Consider the following 16,207-nt stretch of genomic DNA (forward strand, 5'->3'; position numbering starts at 1 on the left):
CCGCGCACCGACCCCAGGGAGACCCGATGAAGTACATGCTGATCATGCGCGCGACCGATGCGGCGAAGGAGGCCTACGCCTCCATCCCGTTCGACGAGATCATCACCCGGATGGGGCAGTACAACGAGGCGATGATCGAGGCGGGCGTGCTGCTCTCGGGCGACGGCCTGGCCGACGACGTCGCCTCCTCCGGCTTCGTGGTCGACTTCTCCTCCGAGCCGCCGACCGTCGTCGACGGCGCCTACGGCCCGACCGAGTGGCTCTTCAACGGCTTCTGGATCATCGGGGTCGACTCGAAGGAGCAGGCCCGCGAGTGGGCGCTGCGCTGCCCGCTGGTGCCCGGCAACCGCCTCGAGGTGCGCCGGATCACCGACGAGAGCGACTTCGCGGAGTTCGCCGACAACGAGTACGTGCAGAAGGAGGCCGGCTGGCGCGAGGACGAGGCGGCGCGCGCCTCCGGGGACTGACGCGGCGGCGGGCGTCACGCCTCCGTGACGACGCCCGCCTCGACGTGCCAGTGCCGCGTCAGCTGCACCGTCTCGAGCATCCGCCGGTCGTGGGTGACCAGCAGCAGGGTGCCCTCGTACGCCTCGAGCGCCTCCTCCAGCTGCTCGATGGCGACGAGGTCGAGGTGGTTGGTCGGCTCGTCGAGCACCAGGAGATTCGTGCCGCGGGCCTGGAGGAGCGCCAGGGCGGCCCGCGTCCGCTCGCCCGGCGAGAGCTCGCCGACGCGGCGGCCGACGTGGTCGGCCTTCAGCCCGAACTTCGCCAGCAGCGTGCGGACCTCGGCGGTCGGCCACTCGGGCACCAGCGCCTCGAACGCGTCCGCGAGCGGCACCTCGGCGGCGAGCATCCCGCGGGCCTGATCGATCTCGCCGATCGCCACGCTCGCTCCGAGGGAGGCGCCGCCCTCCTCCGGCTCGGCCCGGCCGAGGAGGAGCGACAGCAGCGTCGACTTGCCGGCGCCGTTGGGCCCGGTGATGCCGATCCGGTCGCCCGCGTCGACCTGGAGCGACACCGGCCCGAGCGTGAAGGCGCCGCGGCGGGCGACCGCGCCGTTCAGCGTCGAGACGACCGAGCTCGAGCGCGGGGCGCTGCCGATCGTGAAGGCGAGCTGCCACTCCTTGCGCGGCTCCTCGACCTCCTCGAGCCGCGCGATCCGGCTCTCCATCTGGCGCACCTTCTGCGCCTGCTTCTCGCTCGACTCCGCCGAGGCCTTGCGACGGATCTTGTCGTTGTCGGGGGCCTTCTTCATCGCGTTGCGCACGCCCTGGCTCGACCACTCCCGCTGGGTGCGGGCGCGGGAGACCAGGTCTGCCTTCTGCTCGGCGAAGTCCTCGTACTTCTCGCGGCGCTGGCGGCGCGCGGTCTCGCGCTCCTCCAGGAACGCGTCGTAGCCGCCTCCGTAGACCCGGTTGGTGCCCTGCGCGAGATCGAGCTCCAGCACGCGGGTGACGCTGCGGGCGAGGAACTCGCGATCGTGGCTCACGAGGACCGCGCCGCCGCGGAGCCCGCGGACGAAGGCCTCCAGGCGCTCGAGGCCGTCGAGGTCGAGGTCGTTGGTCGGCTCGTCGAGCAGCACCACGTCGAAGCGCGAGAGCAGCAGTGCCGCGAGGCCGACCCGCGCCGCCTGCCCGCCGGAGAGGGAGGTCATCGTCGAGGAGGCGGCCGCGGCGCCGAGCGACAGGCCCAGGTCGGCCAGGACGACCGGGGTGCGCTCGTCGAGGTCGGCCGCGCCGCTCGCGAGCCAGCGATCGAGAGCGAGGGCGTACCGGTCCGCGATCGAGCCGTCGGGATCGGGGTCGGCCAGGGCGGCGGCGGCGGCGTCGAGCTCGGCGGAGGCCTCGGCGCAGCCGGTGCGGCGCGCGATGTAGCCGGCGACGGTCTCGCCCTCGCGGCGCTCGTGCTCCTGCGGCAGCCAGCCGACGAAGGCGTCGCCCGGCGAGAGCACGACGGAGCCCTCGAGCGGAGCCGTCTCGCCCGCGAGGATGCGCAGGAGCGTCGACTTGCCGGCTCCGTTCGCCCCGACGACGCCCACCACGTCCCCGGGGGCGACCGTCAGGTCGAGTCCGTCGAACAGGGTGCGGTGCGCATAGCCTCCGGAGAGGCCCTTGGCGACGAGGGTGGCGGTCACCGGTCCAGCGTAGGCGCGGGCGACTCGCTAGACGGCCTGGTGATCAGCCGGTCTAGGATGTGCGGATGAGCGACACGAGCCTGCGGAGCGGCGCCGGGTACTGGTACCCGGACGAGTCGTCCACCCGCCGTGCGGTCGAGGTGCTGAGCGCCATGCGCACGTACCGCGTCTCCGAGGTCTCGATGCGCCGCCGCACGCGCGAGCGGATGGCGATGGGCGAGACGGACCTGATCGCCATCCAGTACCTGCTCCGCCAGCAGCGCAAGGGCGAGCTGGTGACCGGCAAGGATCTGGCCTCGCACCTCTCCATCTCGTCCGCGTCGACCACGGTCCTCATCGACCGCCTGGTCCGCAGCGGCCACCTCGTGCGCAAGCCCAACCCGACCGACCGGCGCGGGATCGTCGTGGAGGCGACCGTCGACAGCGACGACGAGGTGCGCGCCACGCTCCAGGAGATGCACCGCCGGATGCTCGAGATCGCCGAGGACCTGGACGCCCCCGAGGCCGAGGTCGTCGTCAACTTCCTCCGCCGGATGAGCGCGGCCGTCGACGAGATCGACGCGGAGCACGGCGACGGGCACGATACGGACGAAGTGGACGGCGCGGAACCCTCCGCAGCCAAATAGCTAGACGGACTAGTAATAAGCCGAGGGGCCTATAGTCTGGCGGCATGGGTCAATTCCTCTACGGCACTCCTCCCGCCGTCATCGAGATCGAGGACCGGACCCTGGCCCACCTCCAGATCGTGATCTACGCGAAGTTCCGCCGCGACGAGCGCTTCAGCCTCACCCTCGACTCGATGCCCGAGGGCGCGCGCGGCCGCCACTCCTTCTGGATGAACCCGAACATCGCCCTGCAGTTCCACTTCGCGGGGAGCCGGCAGCCGACGATCAACCCGACCTGGGTCGAGCTCCTGATGGACGCGGCGAACAGCGGCGGCGGGCTGCGGCTGCTCCCCGAGCCCCCGTCCTGACCCGGTCCCGGCGAGGCCGACCCGGCCCGGACGACCGCGGAGCTCCCTGCACGACGGTGGATCCGCAGCACCGGCCTCCTGCGACAGCGCACGTGCCCCCGGCCGCCCCGTCTCCTAGGGTGGAGCGGGCGCCGCGGGGCGCGCGGAGGGCGGGGGACATGCGCAGGACGGTCATCGGAGCGACGGCACTGGCCGGGGTGCTCGCGCTTGCGGGGTGCTCGGCGCCCGCTCCGGCTCCCACGGTCACGGTCACCGTGTTCGCCACGGCGACGCCGACTCCGGTGCCGGACCCGACCGTCACGGCGGCGCTCCCGCAGGCGACGGCCACGGTCTTCGCACCGGTCCCCGAGGCGACGGTCACGTTCACGCCGAACGCGACGCCGGACATCCCCGAGACCGCCTTCGCGGTCGACAACGGCGCGGTTCCCGGGGCGAACGGCGAGCCGACCCGCGATGGGGAGGGGGACATCGTGAGCTACACCGTGGTGCAGGGCGACACGTTCTTCGACATCGCGCAGCGCTTCGGGATCCCGGTGCAGCAGCTGCTCCGGATGAACCCGACGATCGCCGGAGCCGGCGAGGCGGTCTACATCAATGCAGTCATCAACCTCGACGCGAGCACGCTGGGCTGAGCGGAGCGGCGAGCCGCGGAGGCGGTCGCCCGGAGCGACCCGGCTACTGCGACTTCGGCAGGACGTGGAACGCGACGGCGAGCGATCCCGAGATCATCAGGATTCCGCCGACGAAGAGGAATCCGGCGATGTCGGGCAGCAGGAACGAGTTGCCGAGAACGAGGATCCCGCCGAGGAACAGCACGAACGAGAGGACGACGCCCAGACCAGTCATGCCCTCATCGTACGCAGGTCACGGGAGCAGGAGGTCCGCGAGCTCCTCGGCGCCGGACACCAGCGCGATCGTCCCGACCGCCTCGAGCGGCGATCCGTAGCCCCACTCGACCATGATCGTCGGCACGCCGTGGGCGGCGGCGCCCTGCACGTCGTGCTCGCGGTCGCCCACCATCACCGGCGCCGAGAGGTCGACGCCGAGCTCGCGGAGCCGGCGCAGCGCCTCCTCCACGACGTCGGCCTTGGCGCTGCGGACCTCGTCCTCGGAGGCGCCGCAGATCACCGTGAAGTACTGCGCCAGTCCGTAGTGCTCGAGGATGCGCGTGGCCGCCGACTCCGGCTTGGAGGTCGCGAGCGAGAGCGGCACGCCGGCCTCGGCGATGCGCGCCAGCACCTCGGGCAGCCCCGGGTAGACCGAGGAGTCGAACAGCCCGCCCGCGTTGTAGCGGCGGCGGTAGACCACGAGCGCGGCCTGCGCCTCCTCGACGGTCATCCCGCCGAGCTCGCGGAACGCCTCGAGCAGCGGAGGGCCGACGTAGGCCAGCAGCTCGGCCGGAGCGGGCACGGGGCGGCCCAGCTCGACGAAGGTCTCGACGAGGGTGCCGGTGATGCCGGGGGCGGAGTCGGTGATCGTGCCGTCGAGGTCGAACAGGATGCAGGACCAGGTGCCGGCTCGCGCGTCGAGGCCGGTGGCGGCGAGGGTCGTGTCGGACATGGCGGGCTCCTGACCTCGGAGGACGGGGTGACGCCGGCGCTGCCCCGCCGGGGGCCACACTCTACGGCCGTTCGGCGTCCAGAGCCCGTTCGACGAACGAACGGGTGACGACCTGGGCGATCGAGCCGGGGTCGAGCTGCACGGCGACGAAGTCGGCGGTGCGGATCAGCGCGAAGGCCTCGCGTCCGGGGAGGACCAGCATCTGCACCCGCGGATGCTGCTGCCGGGGGACCGCGGTGCGCACCTCGTCCGTGGAGGTGAACAGCGGCAGGACCTGCTCCCCGGTGGTCGTCGCGACGGTGCGGACGTGCGGCACGCCTCCGGGCTGGGAGCCCGTGACGTCGACCACGAGGGAGCCGTCGAGGCAGGCCTCGAGCAGCCGGTCGACGGCCTCGGCGGTGGGAGCGGCGACGAGCGCCTCCAGTGCTTCCCGAGCCTCCGCATTGCGGTACCGACCGGGTCGCGCCGGGCGTGCAGGGGGTCCGCCTCGTCGTGCCATGACTCCACGCTAACGAAGACCGGGGCGTGATCGGAATCGCCGGGACCGGTTCCCGGGAATGCGCGCGATCGGTGTCCGGAATCGTTACGGCCGTCTGCGGACACGGTGTCCTCCATTCGACGGCTGGTGGCGAACAGCTCGATTCCGCCCTGATTTCCTCCGCTTATCCTGAACATTCCCCTCGACATGGCGCGAGAAAGGGACGAATGGCGCCATTCATGGCGCACTCGATTGTGAAAGGGGGTAATGTCTCTCCCGGTCCGGGTCGAGACAGTCCGGTCCCGCGAACTCCAGGAGGAAAAGTGGCCCAGAAGATCACGCTTGTCGACGATATCGACGGAACCCTTATCGATTCCGGTGACGGCGGTACCGTCCGCTTCAGCATCGAGGGCGCCAACTACGAGATCGATCTCGGCCCCGACAACATCGCCGAGCTCCACTCGGCGCTCGAGAAGTTCGTCTCGAGCGCCCGCCGCGTCGGCTCGCGCCCCGCGGCCGCCACGAGCGTCGCGACCGCCTCCAAGAGCGACCCCAAGCAGCTCAAGGCCATCCGCGAGTGGGCGAACGCCAACGGCCACCCCGTCTCCGACCGCGGACGCATCCCCTCCGAGGTCCAGGCCGCCTACCAGGCCGCCCACAAGTAGCGGCCGCCGGGCTCTCGGCCCGGTGAGACGCAGCATTCCCGGGTCTCGCGCGCGGTGAGACGCAGCATTCCCGGGCCTCGCGCCCGGTGAGCGGAAGGCCCCCGTGATCCGATCGCGGGGGCCTTCGCCGTGCCTGTCGCCGCGTCTTCGCTGTGCCTGTCGCCGTGCCTGTCAGAACAGGCGCGTGTGGGAGTCGTCGGTGCCGCGCATGGCCTCGTAGTCGAGCACCACGCAGCGGATTCCGCGGTCCTCGGCGAGAGTCCGCGCCTGCGGCTTGATCTCCTGAGCGGCGAAGACTCCCGTCACCGGGAAGAGGTGCGGATCGCGATTCATCAGCTCGAGATAGCGGGTGAGCTGCTCGACTCCGTCGATCTCGCCGCGGCGCTTGATCTCGACGGCGACGGCGGCTCCCGAGGAATCGCGGGCGAGGATGTCGACCGGGCCGATCGCGGTCATGTACTCGCGCCGGACGAGAGTGTGCCCCTCTCCGAGGAGGCCGATCTGCTCGGCGAGAAGGCGCTGGAGATGCGACTCCACTCCGTCCTTGACGAGTCCCGGATCGACGCCGAGCTCGTGCGCCGAATCGTGCAGCACCTCGTGGATCGAGACGACGAGAGCGTCGCCGGTCTTGCGGTGCGCGACGGTCCACTGCTGCGTCACTCCCGCGGCGCGCGCCTCCCCGTCGGGCTCGCCCGTGATCAGCGTGCAGGGCGGGCTCATCCAGTTCAGCGGCTTGTAGGAGCCGCCGTCGGAGTGGATGAGGACGCTCCCGTCGGCCTTGACGAGCAGGAGGCGGGTGGCGAGCGGGAGGTGGGCGCTGAGACGGCCGGTGTAGTCGACGGAGCAGCGCGCGATGACGAGACGCACCCGTCGAGGATAGACGGCGCGGCTCCGGCGGGCTCCCGGCTCAGCGCGCGGCGACGGGAGGCCGGCGGCCGAGCGGAGGAGCGGGCGGCGGCACCGAGAGCGAGGCGCGCAGCGCGACCGCGAACTCGGCCGGCGCCTCCGCCCACGGGTGGTGGCCGCTCGACTCGATGACGGCCAGGCTCGCCTGCGGCAGCAGCGCGGTGAGCGCCTCCAGAGCGGCGACGCCCGTCACCGGATCGTCCTCGCCGCCGAGGACGACCGCGGGGCAGTCGAGGCGCTGCAGAGCGTCGCGGATCGCCGCGGTGTCGTCGGAGCCGGCGGGAGTCGTGTGACCGGCAGCCCGGTCGTCGATCCCGAGCCAGGCGGTGCCGGGGGCGATCAGGAGCAGGTGGGCGACGCGCTCGGGCGCGTCCACGGCGGCGAGCAGGACGGCGCGGCAGCCGGAGTCGTGCGCGGCGAGATCGAGCTCGTCGACGCCGAGATGGCGGCGCAGGTCCTCCACGTCGGCGGCCGTCGTGGCCGGGGGAGCGGGAGGCAGCTCCGCGGAGCCGCCCACTCCGCGCGGGTGCAGCACGAGGACGCGGCGCGTGCAGGCGATCGAGGCGAACGAGCCGAGGTAGGAGGGGTGGCGCTCCGGCTCACCGGGGACGACGACCAGGGGCCGCCCCTGACCGGCTCCGTGCTCGTCGACGTGGAGCAGGGCGCCGTCGCGCGCTCGGTACCGCATCCGCTCCCCCTCCACCGCCGTCCTGGGAAGCCTAGGGGGAGGCGCGCCGGGGCGCCCGGGCCCCACGGGGGCTTGCGGCGGCGGCGGTCAGCTCCGCCGGCTGCGGGCGGCGGGGGAGGCGAGCCCCGCCACGACCACCAGGGCCAGAACCAGGAAGAGGGCGTTCAGCAGGCCGTAGTGCTCGCCGAGGAAGCCGATCGCCGGCGGTCCGACCAGGAACGCGACGTAGCCGAGCATCGCCACCGCGCTGACGCGGGCGGCCGAGTGCGGCCCCTCCGCCGCGGCCGACATGCCCACCGGGAAGCCGAGCGAGCAGCCCAGACCCCAGGCGACCGCGCCGACGACGACGAGCGCGTCGACCGGAGCGAGGATGAACAGCAGGATGCCGACGATCGCGAGCCCGGCGGAGGCGCGCAGCACCGGGACGCGGCCGAAGCGGTCGAGCACGGGTCCGCCGATCACGCGTCCGACCGTCATGGCGGCGACGAACACGCCGAACACGACGGCGGCGGTCGTCTTGTCGGTGCCGTGGCCGTCGACCATCGCCAGGGTCAGCCAGTCGTTCGCGGAGCCCTCGGCGAAGGCCATGCCCAGCATGATCAGGCCGATGAGGACGAGGCGGCCGTCGCGCCAGACGCCGACGGAGGCGGCGACGCGCTCGCGGACCGGCGGCTTCACCGTGGTCGCCGCGCCGGAGGTGTCGAGCTCCTCGCGGACCGGGACGAAGCGGATCGCGATCACCGCGGTCACAACGATCACCACGGCGATCGCGCCGAGGTGGACGGCGACGGGCACGGCCAGAGCGGAGGCGCCCGCGCCGATCAGCGCGCCGGCCACGGTGCCGAGGCTGAAGAAGGCGTGGAACAGCGGCAGGAGCGTCTTGCCGAAGGCCTTCTCGTTGGCCGCTCCCTCGACGTTCATCATCACGTCGACCGCTCCGTTGCCGAAGCCGAGCATCGCCATGCCGGCGAAGGCCGCGGGGAGGACGCCGATGACGTCGGCCGAGACGCCCAGCACCGCGAGGCCCGCCGCCGAGACGGTGAGGCCGAGCGCCATGCCGCGCCGGGCGCCGATCGCGCCCATGACCGGCGTCGAGAACGCGAGTCCGACGATCGCGCCGATCGACATCGAGAGGATCAGCAGGCCCACTCCGGCGGTCGAGAGCTGGAGCTCGTCGCGGATGGCGGGGGTGCGCGAGACCCAGGTGGCGATCGAGATCCCGCTGAGGACGAAGATCGTGAAGACGGCGTTGCGCCAGGCGACCAGCTGCGGGCGCGTGAGCGCGGACGTCGAGGTCATCGCGGTTCTCCTGGTGCGGGCGGGATCCGGACACCGGATCGAGAGGCACGGTCGAATCGATTCGAAGCGAGCCGGTCTAAGCTATCCGGAACCCCAGGGCCGGTCAACCGACGACGAGTGCGCCGCCCCCACGAGGAGGAACGTGGAACCCCGCAAGAGCCCCCGGCCGACGCTCGCCCGCGTCGCGAGCCGGGCCGGAGTGTCCCCCTCCACCGCCTCGCTGGTCTTCAGCGGCTCCGGCCCCGTCTCGGAGGCCACGAAGGAGCGGGTGCTGCGCGCGGCGTCCGAGCTCGACTACGCCGGCCCCGACCCGCGGGCGCGCTCGCTCCGCCGCGGCCGCTCGGGGATCGTGGGGGTCGTCGTGGACGAGCGGATGCTGCACGCGTTCCGCGACCCGATCAAGATCGCCATGCTCGACGGGATCGCCGACGTGCTCGGCGGGGTCGACGCCGGGATCCTGCTGCTCACCGAGACCGGCGACGGCGCGGGCCTGCTGGCGACGGCCCCGGTCGACGCGATGATCCTGGTCGGCTGCAGCCCGTCGGTCGACGACTCCGTCGCCGTGCTGCGCCGCCGGGGGGTGCCGGTCGTCGTGGTCGAGGGCCTCTCGGAGCTGGGCGGCGCCGTGATCTCGCTCGACAACCGCGAGGCCAGCCGGACCCTCGCGGAGCACCTGCGCGAGCTCGGCCACGAGCGGGTCGCGGTGGTCGCGCTCCCGTTCGCGAAGGACCGCCGCCGCGGCGCGATCCCGGCCGGCTGGCGCTCGAGCCCCAGCATCACTCCGGTCGACCGCCTCCTCGGCGTGCAGGACGTCTTCCCGGAGGCGTCGGTCGTCGCCGCCGCGGCGAGCTCCGTCGACGAGGGCGTCGCCGCGGGCCGCACGCTGCTCGAGGGGGCGGAGCCGCCGACCGCGGTCGTCGCGCAGAGCGATCTGCTGGCCGCGGGCGTGATCCTCGCGGCGGAGGAGCGCGGGCTGCGCGTGCCCGAGGACCTCTCGGTGGTCGGCTTCGACGGCGTGCAGGTGCCCGGTCTCGCGGCCGAGTACGACCTCACGACGATGGCCCAGCCCGCGGTCGAGAAGGGCCGTGCGGCGGGACGGGCCGCGGTCGCGCTCCTGGCCGACGAGGAGGCGGAGGCGGTCTGCTTCCACGCCGTCTTCCACCGCGGGAACACCAGCGCTCCGCCGCGCTGACCGGAGTTGTCCACAGGCTTCTCCACAGGGGAGGAGCGCGATCAGCGGAGCCAGACGTCGCTGCGGACCCGGAGCCCGAGGGTGACCGCGCGGGCGCCGAGGAAGCCGACGGCGAAGGCGAGCCAGAGCGCGAGGAGGCGCCATTCGGCGGGCGCGGCGGGGGCGAGCAGGGCGAGCGGGACGAAGACGGCGAGGTTCGCGAGGCCGCTGAGCGCCAGGTAGCGGCCGTCGCCGGCGCCGATCAGCACGCCGTCGAGCACGAAGACGTAGCCGCCGAGCGGAGCGGTGAGGCCCACGACGGCGATCGCCGCGGGCAGCAGCCGCAGCACCTCCGGGTCGCTCGAGAAGACGTACGGCAGGACACCGCTCAGACCGGTGACCAGCGCTCCGAGCACTACTCCTGCACCGATTCCCCAGGTCACACAGCGTTTCGTGACGGCTCGGGCCTGCTCGGCGTCGCCCGCGCCGAGGAGGCGGCCCAGCAGCGCCTGCGCGGCGATCGCCACCGCGTCGAGGGCGAAGGCGACCGTCGAGAACAGCGTCATCGCCACCTGGAAGGCGCCCAGCTCCTCCGCCCCGAGCGAGGTGGCGGTCGCGACCGCGAGCAGGATCGCCGCGCGGAGGCTCGCTGTGCGCAGCAGCATCCAGCCGCCGGATCCCGCGGAGGAGGCCAGGCCCGCGAGGTGCGGCCGCAGCGGCGCGCCGACCCTCCGGGCGAGCCGCAGCGCGACTCCCGCGTAGGCCGCGAGCATGGCCCACTGCGCGATCACCGTCCCCAGTGCGGAGCCGGTTATCCCCAGGCCGGCCGGGTAGATCAGCACGGCGTTGAGAGCGGCGTTGAGGGCGAATCCGCCGGCGGCGATCACCAGCGGAGTGCGGGTGTCCTGGAAGCCGCGGAGGAGCCCGGTGAGCGCGAAGACGCCGAGCATGGCGGGGATCCCGGCCATGCTCACCGCGAGGTACCGCACGCCCGCCTCCGCCACCGCCGGTTCCGCGCCGAAGAGCGCCACGACGGCCGGAGCGGTGAGCGCGCCCACCACGGCGATGCCGGCGCCGAGGAGCAGGGCCAGCCAGCCGCCGTCGATCCCGGCCGCCACGGCCCTCCGCTCGTCGCCCTCGCCGAGGGCCCGGCCGACCCGCGGAGTGGTGCTGTACGCGAGGAAGACCATCAGGCCGACGATCGTCTGCAGCACCGTGCCGCCCAGCGCGAGCCCGGCGAGCGGGACGGCGCCGAGATGGCCGACCAGGGCGGAGTCGGTGAGCAGGAACAGCGGCTCGGCGACCAGCGAGCCCAGCGCCGGGACGGCGAGCCGGAGGATGCTGCGGTCGAGGGCGGAGGTCACCGCTCGACGCTAGCGGCTGCCGCAGCTCCGGGACGGGCGTACCGTGGGCGGGATGCAGCGCTTCGGGATCGGGCTGGCGGCCGTGGGCCGGCCGGCGTACATCACGGCAGGGCGCGACGACGACCTCGGCCCCGCGGCCGAGCGGAGCGTCGACGCGCTGCGCGAGCGCACGCACCTGCTGCTCGACGCGGCGTGGGACGCCGGCGTCCGCTTCCTCGACGCCGCGCGCTCCTACGGGCGGGCGGAGGAGTTCCTCGGCGGCTGGCTCGCCCGGCATCCGGAGCGGCGGGCGGCGCTCACGATCGAGTCGAAGTGGGGCTACGAGTACGTCGGCGGGTGGGCGATGGATGCGCCGGTGCACGAGCGCAAGGAGCACTCGGTCGCGATGCTCGACCGCCAGTGGCCGCTCACGCTCGACGCGCTCGGCTCGGCGCCCGACTCCTACCTCGTCCACTCGATCACTCCCGAGAGCCCGGCCCTCACCGACCGCCCGCTGCTGGACCGACTGCGCGGCCTCGCCGGCTCCGGAGTGCGCGTCGGCCTCTCCACCAGCGGACCCGAGCAGGCGCGCGTGATCGAGCTCGCCCGCGCGATCCCGGAGTCGCCGTTCAGCGCGGTCCAGAGCACCTGGAACCCGCTCGAGCAGTCCACGGGCCGGGCGCTCGCCGCCGCGCACGACGACGGCTGGCTGGTGGTGGTCAAGGAGGCCCTCGCCAACGGGAGGCTCGTGGCGCACCCGATCGAGCACGCCGGCGCCGCGCCGGACGCCGTCGCCCTGGGGGCCGTCCTCGCGCAGCCCTGGGCCGACGTCGTGCTGAGCGGCGCGGCGACTCCGGAGCAGCTGCGGGCCAACCTGCGCGCGCAGCCCCGGGAGCTCCCGGACCTCCCGGCGCTCGCCGTGGATCCGGCCCGCTACTGGGCCGAGCGCTCCGCTCTCGACTGGACCTGAGAGCACTCGAACGAAGTGAGGCGTGCGCTCCGGCGCCGCACGGGATAGCGTTCCTCTCAGCGCCCCGTCTGCCCTCTCTGCGAGGGCTGGCGCGCGGATCGGCCCTCGTGATATCCCCCGAGGGGATCCGCCCCGGCCCGCCACCCCTCTTCGAGTGCGGGCGAATCGAGCTTCCGGTTCTCAGGCGATCCGCAGGTTACGGGCGGGGCGACGGCAGTGCCAGAGGAAGCGGGGCGCGCGGGCTTAACGGGGGGTGACGCATCGGCGGGCTATTGCCGGGGAGGCCGGACGGCCGTGGTCCGAGGGGTCGATCCGGATGGCGCACTCGAGGAGCTCGGCGCTCCTCCACAGGGCGCGGATCAGCGCGGGCATCCCCGGGAACGATCGTCACGATCCCGAGCCCTCAGGACTCGGAGCCCCGCCGCACGCGGAGCCGCGTCTCCTCGAGGTCGAGCAGCGACTGGGCATCGCGGAGGATGCGCTGCGGGTAGGCGCGGCGCGAGCGCGCGTCCAGCAGCGCCTCCCGCTCGGCCGCGACCACGGCGAGGCGCAGCGCCCGGTAGAGGCGGTGCGGAGTGTCCGCGACCGACCGCTCCGTGCCGCGCGAGCGCTCCCAGGCGGCCTCGGAGCGGAGGAACGACGTCTGGCGCACCCGCTCCAGGACGTCCGGAGCGACGCCGTCGGCGCCCTCGACGGCGTCGCCCGGGCGCTCGAGCACCGAGAGGCCCTTCTCGGTGATCTCGTCGAGCAGGCCCGCGAGCGCGCGCTGGTCCTCGGGCACGTCGATCCCGCGGATGCCCAGCGCCCGGATCAGCAGCGGCAGCGTGCTGCCCTGGATCAGCAGGGTCGCGACGGCCACGGTGAAGGCGATCAGCACGAGCTGCGGGCGGTAGGGGATGTCCTCGGGCAGCGACTGCGCGGCCGCGAGGGTCACCACTCCGCGCATCCCGGACCAGCCGAGCACCAGACCGCCGCGCCAGCCGATGCCGTTGCGGCTGAAGTGCCGGTAGTCGCTGCGCCGCAGCAGGTAGCGCCGCTTCGCCCGGCCGCGCTCCTCCTTCGGCAGCTCCTGCGCCTCGGGCGACTCGAGCAGCTCCTTCTGCTCGCGAGCCCGGCGCTCGGCCCGGCGGGTCTGCCAGCGCTCGCCGAGGAGGACCGGGCCGACCCAGAGGAAGCGCACGACGATCAGCCCGACCACCGCGATCAGCCCGATCCCGACCGCTCCGGGCACCGAGAGGCGCGCGCTGTCGGCGTCGTGGATCAGCGAGCGGATCTCGAGACCGATCAGCAGGAACACGCCGTTCTCGAGCAGGAACTGCACGGTCCGCCAGTTGATCCGGTCGTTCACCCGCGACTGGGCGGTGAAGGCGCGGGAGGAGGCGTGCCCGGTGTGCAGGCCGGCGACGACCACGGCGAGCACGCCCGAGGCGCCCAGGCCCTCGGCGGGGATGAACGCGACGAAGGGGACGATGAAGGAGAGGACGGTGTTGAGCACCGGGTCCTCGAGCCGCGAGCGGACGAAGACGGTGACGACGCTGGCCACGAACCCGACCACGACGGCCACGACGACCGCGTAGAGGAAGTCGCCGATCGCGGCCCACGGCGTCGCGAGCGTCCCGGCGGCGGCGGCGAGGGCCGAGCGGAGGAGCACCAGCGCGGTCGCGTCGTTGATCAGCCCCTCGCCCTCGAGCAGGGTGAGCAGACGCGGCGGGAGGCCGAGCCGCCGGCCGACCGAGGTCGCGGCGACGGCGTCGGGCGGGCTGATGATCGCGCCCACGGCGATCGCCAGGCCCAGCCCGAGCTCGGGGAGGAGGAGGAAGAGGAGCGCGCCGACGCCGGCCGCCGAGATCAGCACCAGCACGACCGACAGGCCGGTGATGGTGGTCAGATTCCGGCGGAAGTCGATGAACGGGACGCTGAGCGCCGCCGCGTAGAGCAGCGGCGGCAGCACGCCGTCGAGCACCCACTCGTGCGGGACGACCACCTCCGGCACCCCGGGGATGTACGAGAGTCCGACGCCGGCGAGCACGAGGACGATCGGGGCGGCGACGCCGAGGCGCCGCGAGAAGACGGCGACCGCGACGAGGACCGAGACGCCGACGATCGCGGCGATGCCCAGCTCCATCAGCGGAGGCTCTCGAGGGCGCAGAAGGGCATGGTCTCGTCTCCAGGGGGTGGCGGGCGATCGCCCGGGACGAGTCTGCGCCTCTCGGCGGATGCGGGGCAGGGGGTTGCGAGCACCCGGCGTCCCGCGCCGGGGTCAGCCGTCGTCGCGAGCGGCGCGGCGGTCGAGCAGGCGGGCGAGCGCGAGGAGGAGCGCCATGGCGCCGAGCGCCGCGACGGCCAGGGCGAGCGCGGCGCCGGGCTCGAGCGTGATCCCGCGCTCGACGACCTGCGCGCGCAGCACCGGGTCGGCCGAGACGACGAGCAGGCCGATCGAGGCGGCGGCGAGGACGAGTCCGTAGAGGACGGCGCCGACGCGGATCCGCGGGCGGGCGGTGGCGGGGGTGGGCGTGGTGGTCATCGTGCGGCTCCGGTCTCGGGGGTGGGGCTCGGGGTGGGTGTCGGGGTGGCGTCGGCGTCCGGCGCGGTGGTGCCGGAGTCGGCGCCCGGTGTGGAGTCCTGGACGCGGATCGACCCGCCCTCCTGGGCGATGCGGACCACGAACGGCTCGGCCTCGGGATCGCCGAAGGTCTGCGTCCACAGCTGACGGCCGTCGGCGGTGCGGACCTCGCGGGGCGCGTCGATCGCGCCTCCGTCGGCGTCCAGAACGAGGAGCTCGGTGTCCTCCGTGGTCGCCTCGAGGCGGACCGCCGTTCCCGCCGTCGTGGCGACGGACACGTGCCCGTAGCCGATCCAGAGGTCCAGCGGCTCGCCGGAGGTCTCGTAGCCGGGTGCGACCGTGACGCGCAGGTCGCTCGCCGCGAGCGTCGCGTAGCGGCCGGGAGCGGCGCTCGAGAAGCCGTAGGTGCCCAGCACGGGGAGCAGCTCGCGGTCGGTCGGCAGCACGGCGGCGCAGGCGGCCGTGACCAGCGCGACCGTCGCGAGGGCGATCAGCGCGATCGCGCGCCTCCGGAACAGGCCGGCGAGCACGATCACCACGGCGAGCACGAGCGCGGCCGAGGCGGCTCCGACGACGAGGGCCGTCGGCCCGGAGGCGGTGAGCGAGACCAGTGCGCCGGTCAGTGCGGCGGCGCCCAGGGCGAGCAGCGTGAGGCTCGCCCGCAGCCGGGGGTTCGCGGCGCGTCGGAGGCGCTGGCGCTGCAGGCGCGCGGCGGTGACGGCGGCGGCGGCGACTCGCGCCTCCTCCGCCCGGGCGCGGGCCGTCTCGCGGGCCGACGCGCTCTGCTGGGCGCGGAAGGCCTCCCGCTCGGCCCGCCAGGCCTCCTGGCGCTCGCGCCACTCGGCGACGGCCTCGGGGGACGAGGGGCGCTCGTCCTGCAGCCCGGGGTCGGGTGCGGGGTAGGCGGGAGCGGAGGGCGCGGGGTAGGGGAGCGTCGCGGAGGGGTGTGCGGATGGGGAGCCCGGGGCCGGGTGAGCGGCCGCGTCGTCCGATCGCCGGCTCCGCCGCACGATCCAGACCACGAAGGCCACGATCAGCCCGAGCACCACGAGCGACCACAGCGTCCGCCCGGTCGCGGGCGCCCAGGGCATCGCCCCGGTGTACGCGCCGCCGAGCGACCAGAAGCCCTGCGCCACCGGCAGCATCGAGGCGAGCACGAGGACGCCGATCCCGGCGTGCACCCGGTCGAGCGAGCCGCGGAGCAGCCGCTCCACCGGCAGGGCGCCGTCCTGGTCGGGCAGCAGCAGCCAGGCCGCGGCGTAGAGGAGGAGCGCGGGCCCGCCCAGCACCGCGACGACGAGCACGATCCCGCGCACGATCAGCGGGTCGATGCCGAGCCGGTCGGCGATCCCCGCGCAGACGCCGCCGATCCAGCCGGGACGGCGGGGCAGGTCGAGGCCGCGCAGCCAGAGCACGAAGCGGTTCTCGGGCGCGGGGATCGCCGACCGGCTCGGCAT

General features: G+C 73.9%; 18 protein-coding genes. 7 read left to right on the forward strand and 11 right to left on the reverse strand.

What is annotated here, in order from left to right:
* The first annotated feature begins 26 nt into the window (after positions 1–26).
* The gene (locus C5C44_RS04935; RefSeq protein WP_104335423.1) at positions 27–467 is read left to right on the forward strand and encodes a YciI family protein; all 441 of its coding nucleotides are present in this window, start codon (positions 27–29) and stop codon (positions 465–467) included.
* A 14-nt stretch (positions 468–481) separates the two neighbouring features.
* Here C5C44_RS04935 and C5C44_RS04940 read toward each other — a convergent pair whose 3' ends face one another.
* Positions 482–2,134 (reverse strand): ABC-F family ATP-binding cassette domain-containing protein, encoded by a 1,653-nt coding sequence (locus C5C44_RS04940; protein WP_104308167.1) that lies wholly within the window; start codon positions 2,132–2,134, stop codon positions 482–484.
* Positions 2,135–2,199: 65 nt separating this feature from the next.
* Here C5C44_RS04940 and C5C44_RS04945 point away from each other — a divergent pair, with 65 nt between their 5' ends.
* The 3 genes from C5C44_RS04945 (at position 2,200) to C5C44_RS04955 (ending at position 3,739) form a co-directional block, all read left to right on the forward strand.
* Complete coding sequence (locus tag C5C44_RS04945) at positions 2,200–2,760, forward strand: MarR family winged helix-turn-helix transcriptional regulator (protein ID WP_104222628.1); 561 nt, start codon at positions 2,200–2,202, stop codon at positions 2,758–2,760.
* A 44-nt stretch (positions 2,761–2,804) separates the two neighbouring features.
* A complete protein-coding gene (locus tag C5C44_RS04950; RefSeq protein WP_104225758.1) occupies positions 2,805–3,107 on the forward strand; it encodes an ATP-dependent DNA ligase in 303 nt (100 codons plus the stop codon).
* Between the two features lie 158 nt (positions 3,108–3,265).
* The gene (locus C5C44_RS04955; RefSeq protein WP_104222627.1) at positions 3,266–3,739 is read left to right on the forward strand and encodes a LysM domain-containing protein; all 474 of its coding nucleotides are present in this window, start codon (positions 3,266–3,268) and stop codon (positions 3,737–3,739) included.
* A gap of 43 nt (positions 3,740–3,782) precedes the next feature.
* Here C5C44_RS04955 and C5C44_RS16955 read toward each other — a convergent pair whose 3' ends face one another.
* From C5C44_RS16955 to C5C44_RS04965, 3 genes are all read right to left on the reverse strand, one after another.
* Positions 3,783–3,953, reverse strand: coding sequence for a hypothetical protein (locus C5C44_RS16955; protein WP_159911733.1), 171 nt, complete (start codon positions 3,951–3,953; stop codon positions 3,783–3,785).
* Between the two features lie 18 nt (positions 3,954–3,971).
* Entirely contained in the window at positions 3,972–4,667 is a 696-nt protein-coding gene (locus C5C44_RS04960) for an HAD hydrolase-like protein (RefSeq protein WP_104222626.1), read from the reverse strand.
* 61 nt (positions 4,668–4,728) lie between these two features.
* Complete coding sequence (locus tag C5C44_RS04965; RefSeq protein ID WP_104335424.1) at positions 4,729–5,166, reverse strand: SseB family protein; 438 nt, start codon at positions 5,164–5,166, stop codon at positions 4,729–4,731.
* A gap of 302 nt (positions 5,167–5,468) precedes the next feature.
* Here C5C44_RS04965 and C5C44_RS04970 point away from each other — a divergent pair, with 302 nt between their 5' ends.
* Entirely contained in the window at positions 5,469–5,810 is a 342-nt protein-coding gene (locus C5C44_RS04970; protein ID WP_104222624.1) for an Lsr2 family protein, read from the forward strand.
* A 171-nt stretch (positions 5,811–5,981) separates the two neighbouring features.
* Here C5C44_RS04970 and nucS read toward each other — a convergent pair whose 3' ends face one another.
* The 3 genes from nucS to C5C44_RS04985 form a co-directional block, all read right to left on the reverse strand.
* Positions 5,982–6,677, reverse strand: a complete 696-nt coding sequence (nucS, locus tag C5C44_RS04975) for an endonuclease NucS (protein ID WP_104225757.1) — start codon at positions 6,675–6,677, stop codon at positions 5,982–5,984.
* A 40-nt stretch (positions 6,678–6,717) separates the two neighbouring features.
* On the reverse strand, positions 6,718–7,404 hold the full coding sequence (locus C5C44_RS04980) for an alpha/beta fold hydrolase (protein WP_104308166.1): 687 nt from the start codon (positions 7,402–7,404) through the stop codon (positions 6,718–6,720).
* A gap of 87 nt (positions 7,405–7,491) precedes the next feature.
* Entirely contained in the window at positions 7,492–8,703 is a 1,212-nt protein-coding gene (locus C5C44_RS04985) for a sugar MFS transporter (RefSeq protein WP_104335425.1), read from the reverse strand.
* Positions 8,704–8,845: 142 nt separating this feature from the next.
* Between C5C44_RS04985 and C5C44_RS04990 the strand changes: the two genes are divergently transcribed.
* Entirely contained in the window at positions 8,846–9,895 is a 1,050-nt protein-coding gene (locus tag C5C44_RS04990) for a LacI family DNA-binding transcriptional regulator (protein ID WP_104335426.1), read from the forward strand.
* A gap of 41 nt (positions 9,896–9,936) precedes the next feature.
* Here C5C44_RS04990 and C5C44_RS04995 read toward each other — a convergent pair whose 3' ends face one another.
* The gene (locus C5C44_RS04995; RefSeq protein ID WP_104222620.1) at positions 9,937–11,238 is read right to left on the reverse strand and encodes an MATE family efflux transporter; all 1,302 of its coding nucleotides are present in this window, start codon (positions 11,236–11,238) and stop codon (positions 9,937–9,939) included.
* Between the two features lie 52 nt (positions 11,239–11,290).
* Here C5C44_RS04995 and C5C44_RS05000 point away from each other — a divergent pair, with 52 nt between their 5' ends.
* Positions 11,291–12,187 carry an aldo/keto reductase gene (locus tag C5C44_RS05000; protein ID WP_104335439.1) on the forward strand — a complete coding sequence of 299 codons (897 nt, stop codon included), beginning with the start codon at positions 11,291–11,293 and terminating at the stop codon, positions 12,185–12,187.
* Positions 12,188–12,590: 403 nt separating this feature from the next.
* On the opposite strand, the gene C5C44_RS05005 is transcribed toward C5C44_RS05000, so the two are convergent.
* From C5C44_RS05005 to C5C44_RS05015, 3 genes are all read right to left on the reverse strand, one after another.
* Entirely contained in the window at positions 12,591–14,312 is a 1,722-nt protein-coding gene (locus C5C44_RS05005) for a sodium:proton antiporter (protein WP_104225752.1), read from the reverse strand.
* 135 nt (positions 14,313–14,447) lie between these two features.
* Positions 14,448–14,711, reverse strand: coding sequence for a hypothetical protein (locus tag C5C44_RS05010; RefSeq protein WP_104225751.1), 264 nt, complete (start codon positions 14,709–14,711; stop codon positions 14,448–14,450).
* Positions 14,708–16,207 (reverse strand): PspC domain-containing protein (locus tag C5C44_RS05015; RefSeq protein WP_104335427.1); only part of this gene is annotated, 1,500 nt, incomplete at its 5' end. The genes C5C44_RS05010 and C5C44_RS05015, both read right to left, overlap by 4 nt.

Origin of the sequence: Rathayibacter sp. AY1F6 (assembly GCF_002932035.1) — a bacterium.
Classification (GTDB): domain Bacteria; phylum Actinomycetota; class Actinomycetes; order Actinomycetales; family Microbacteriaceae; genus Rathayibacter.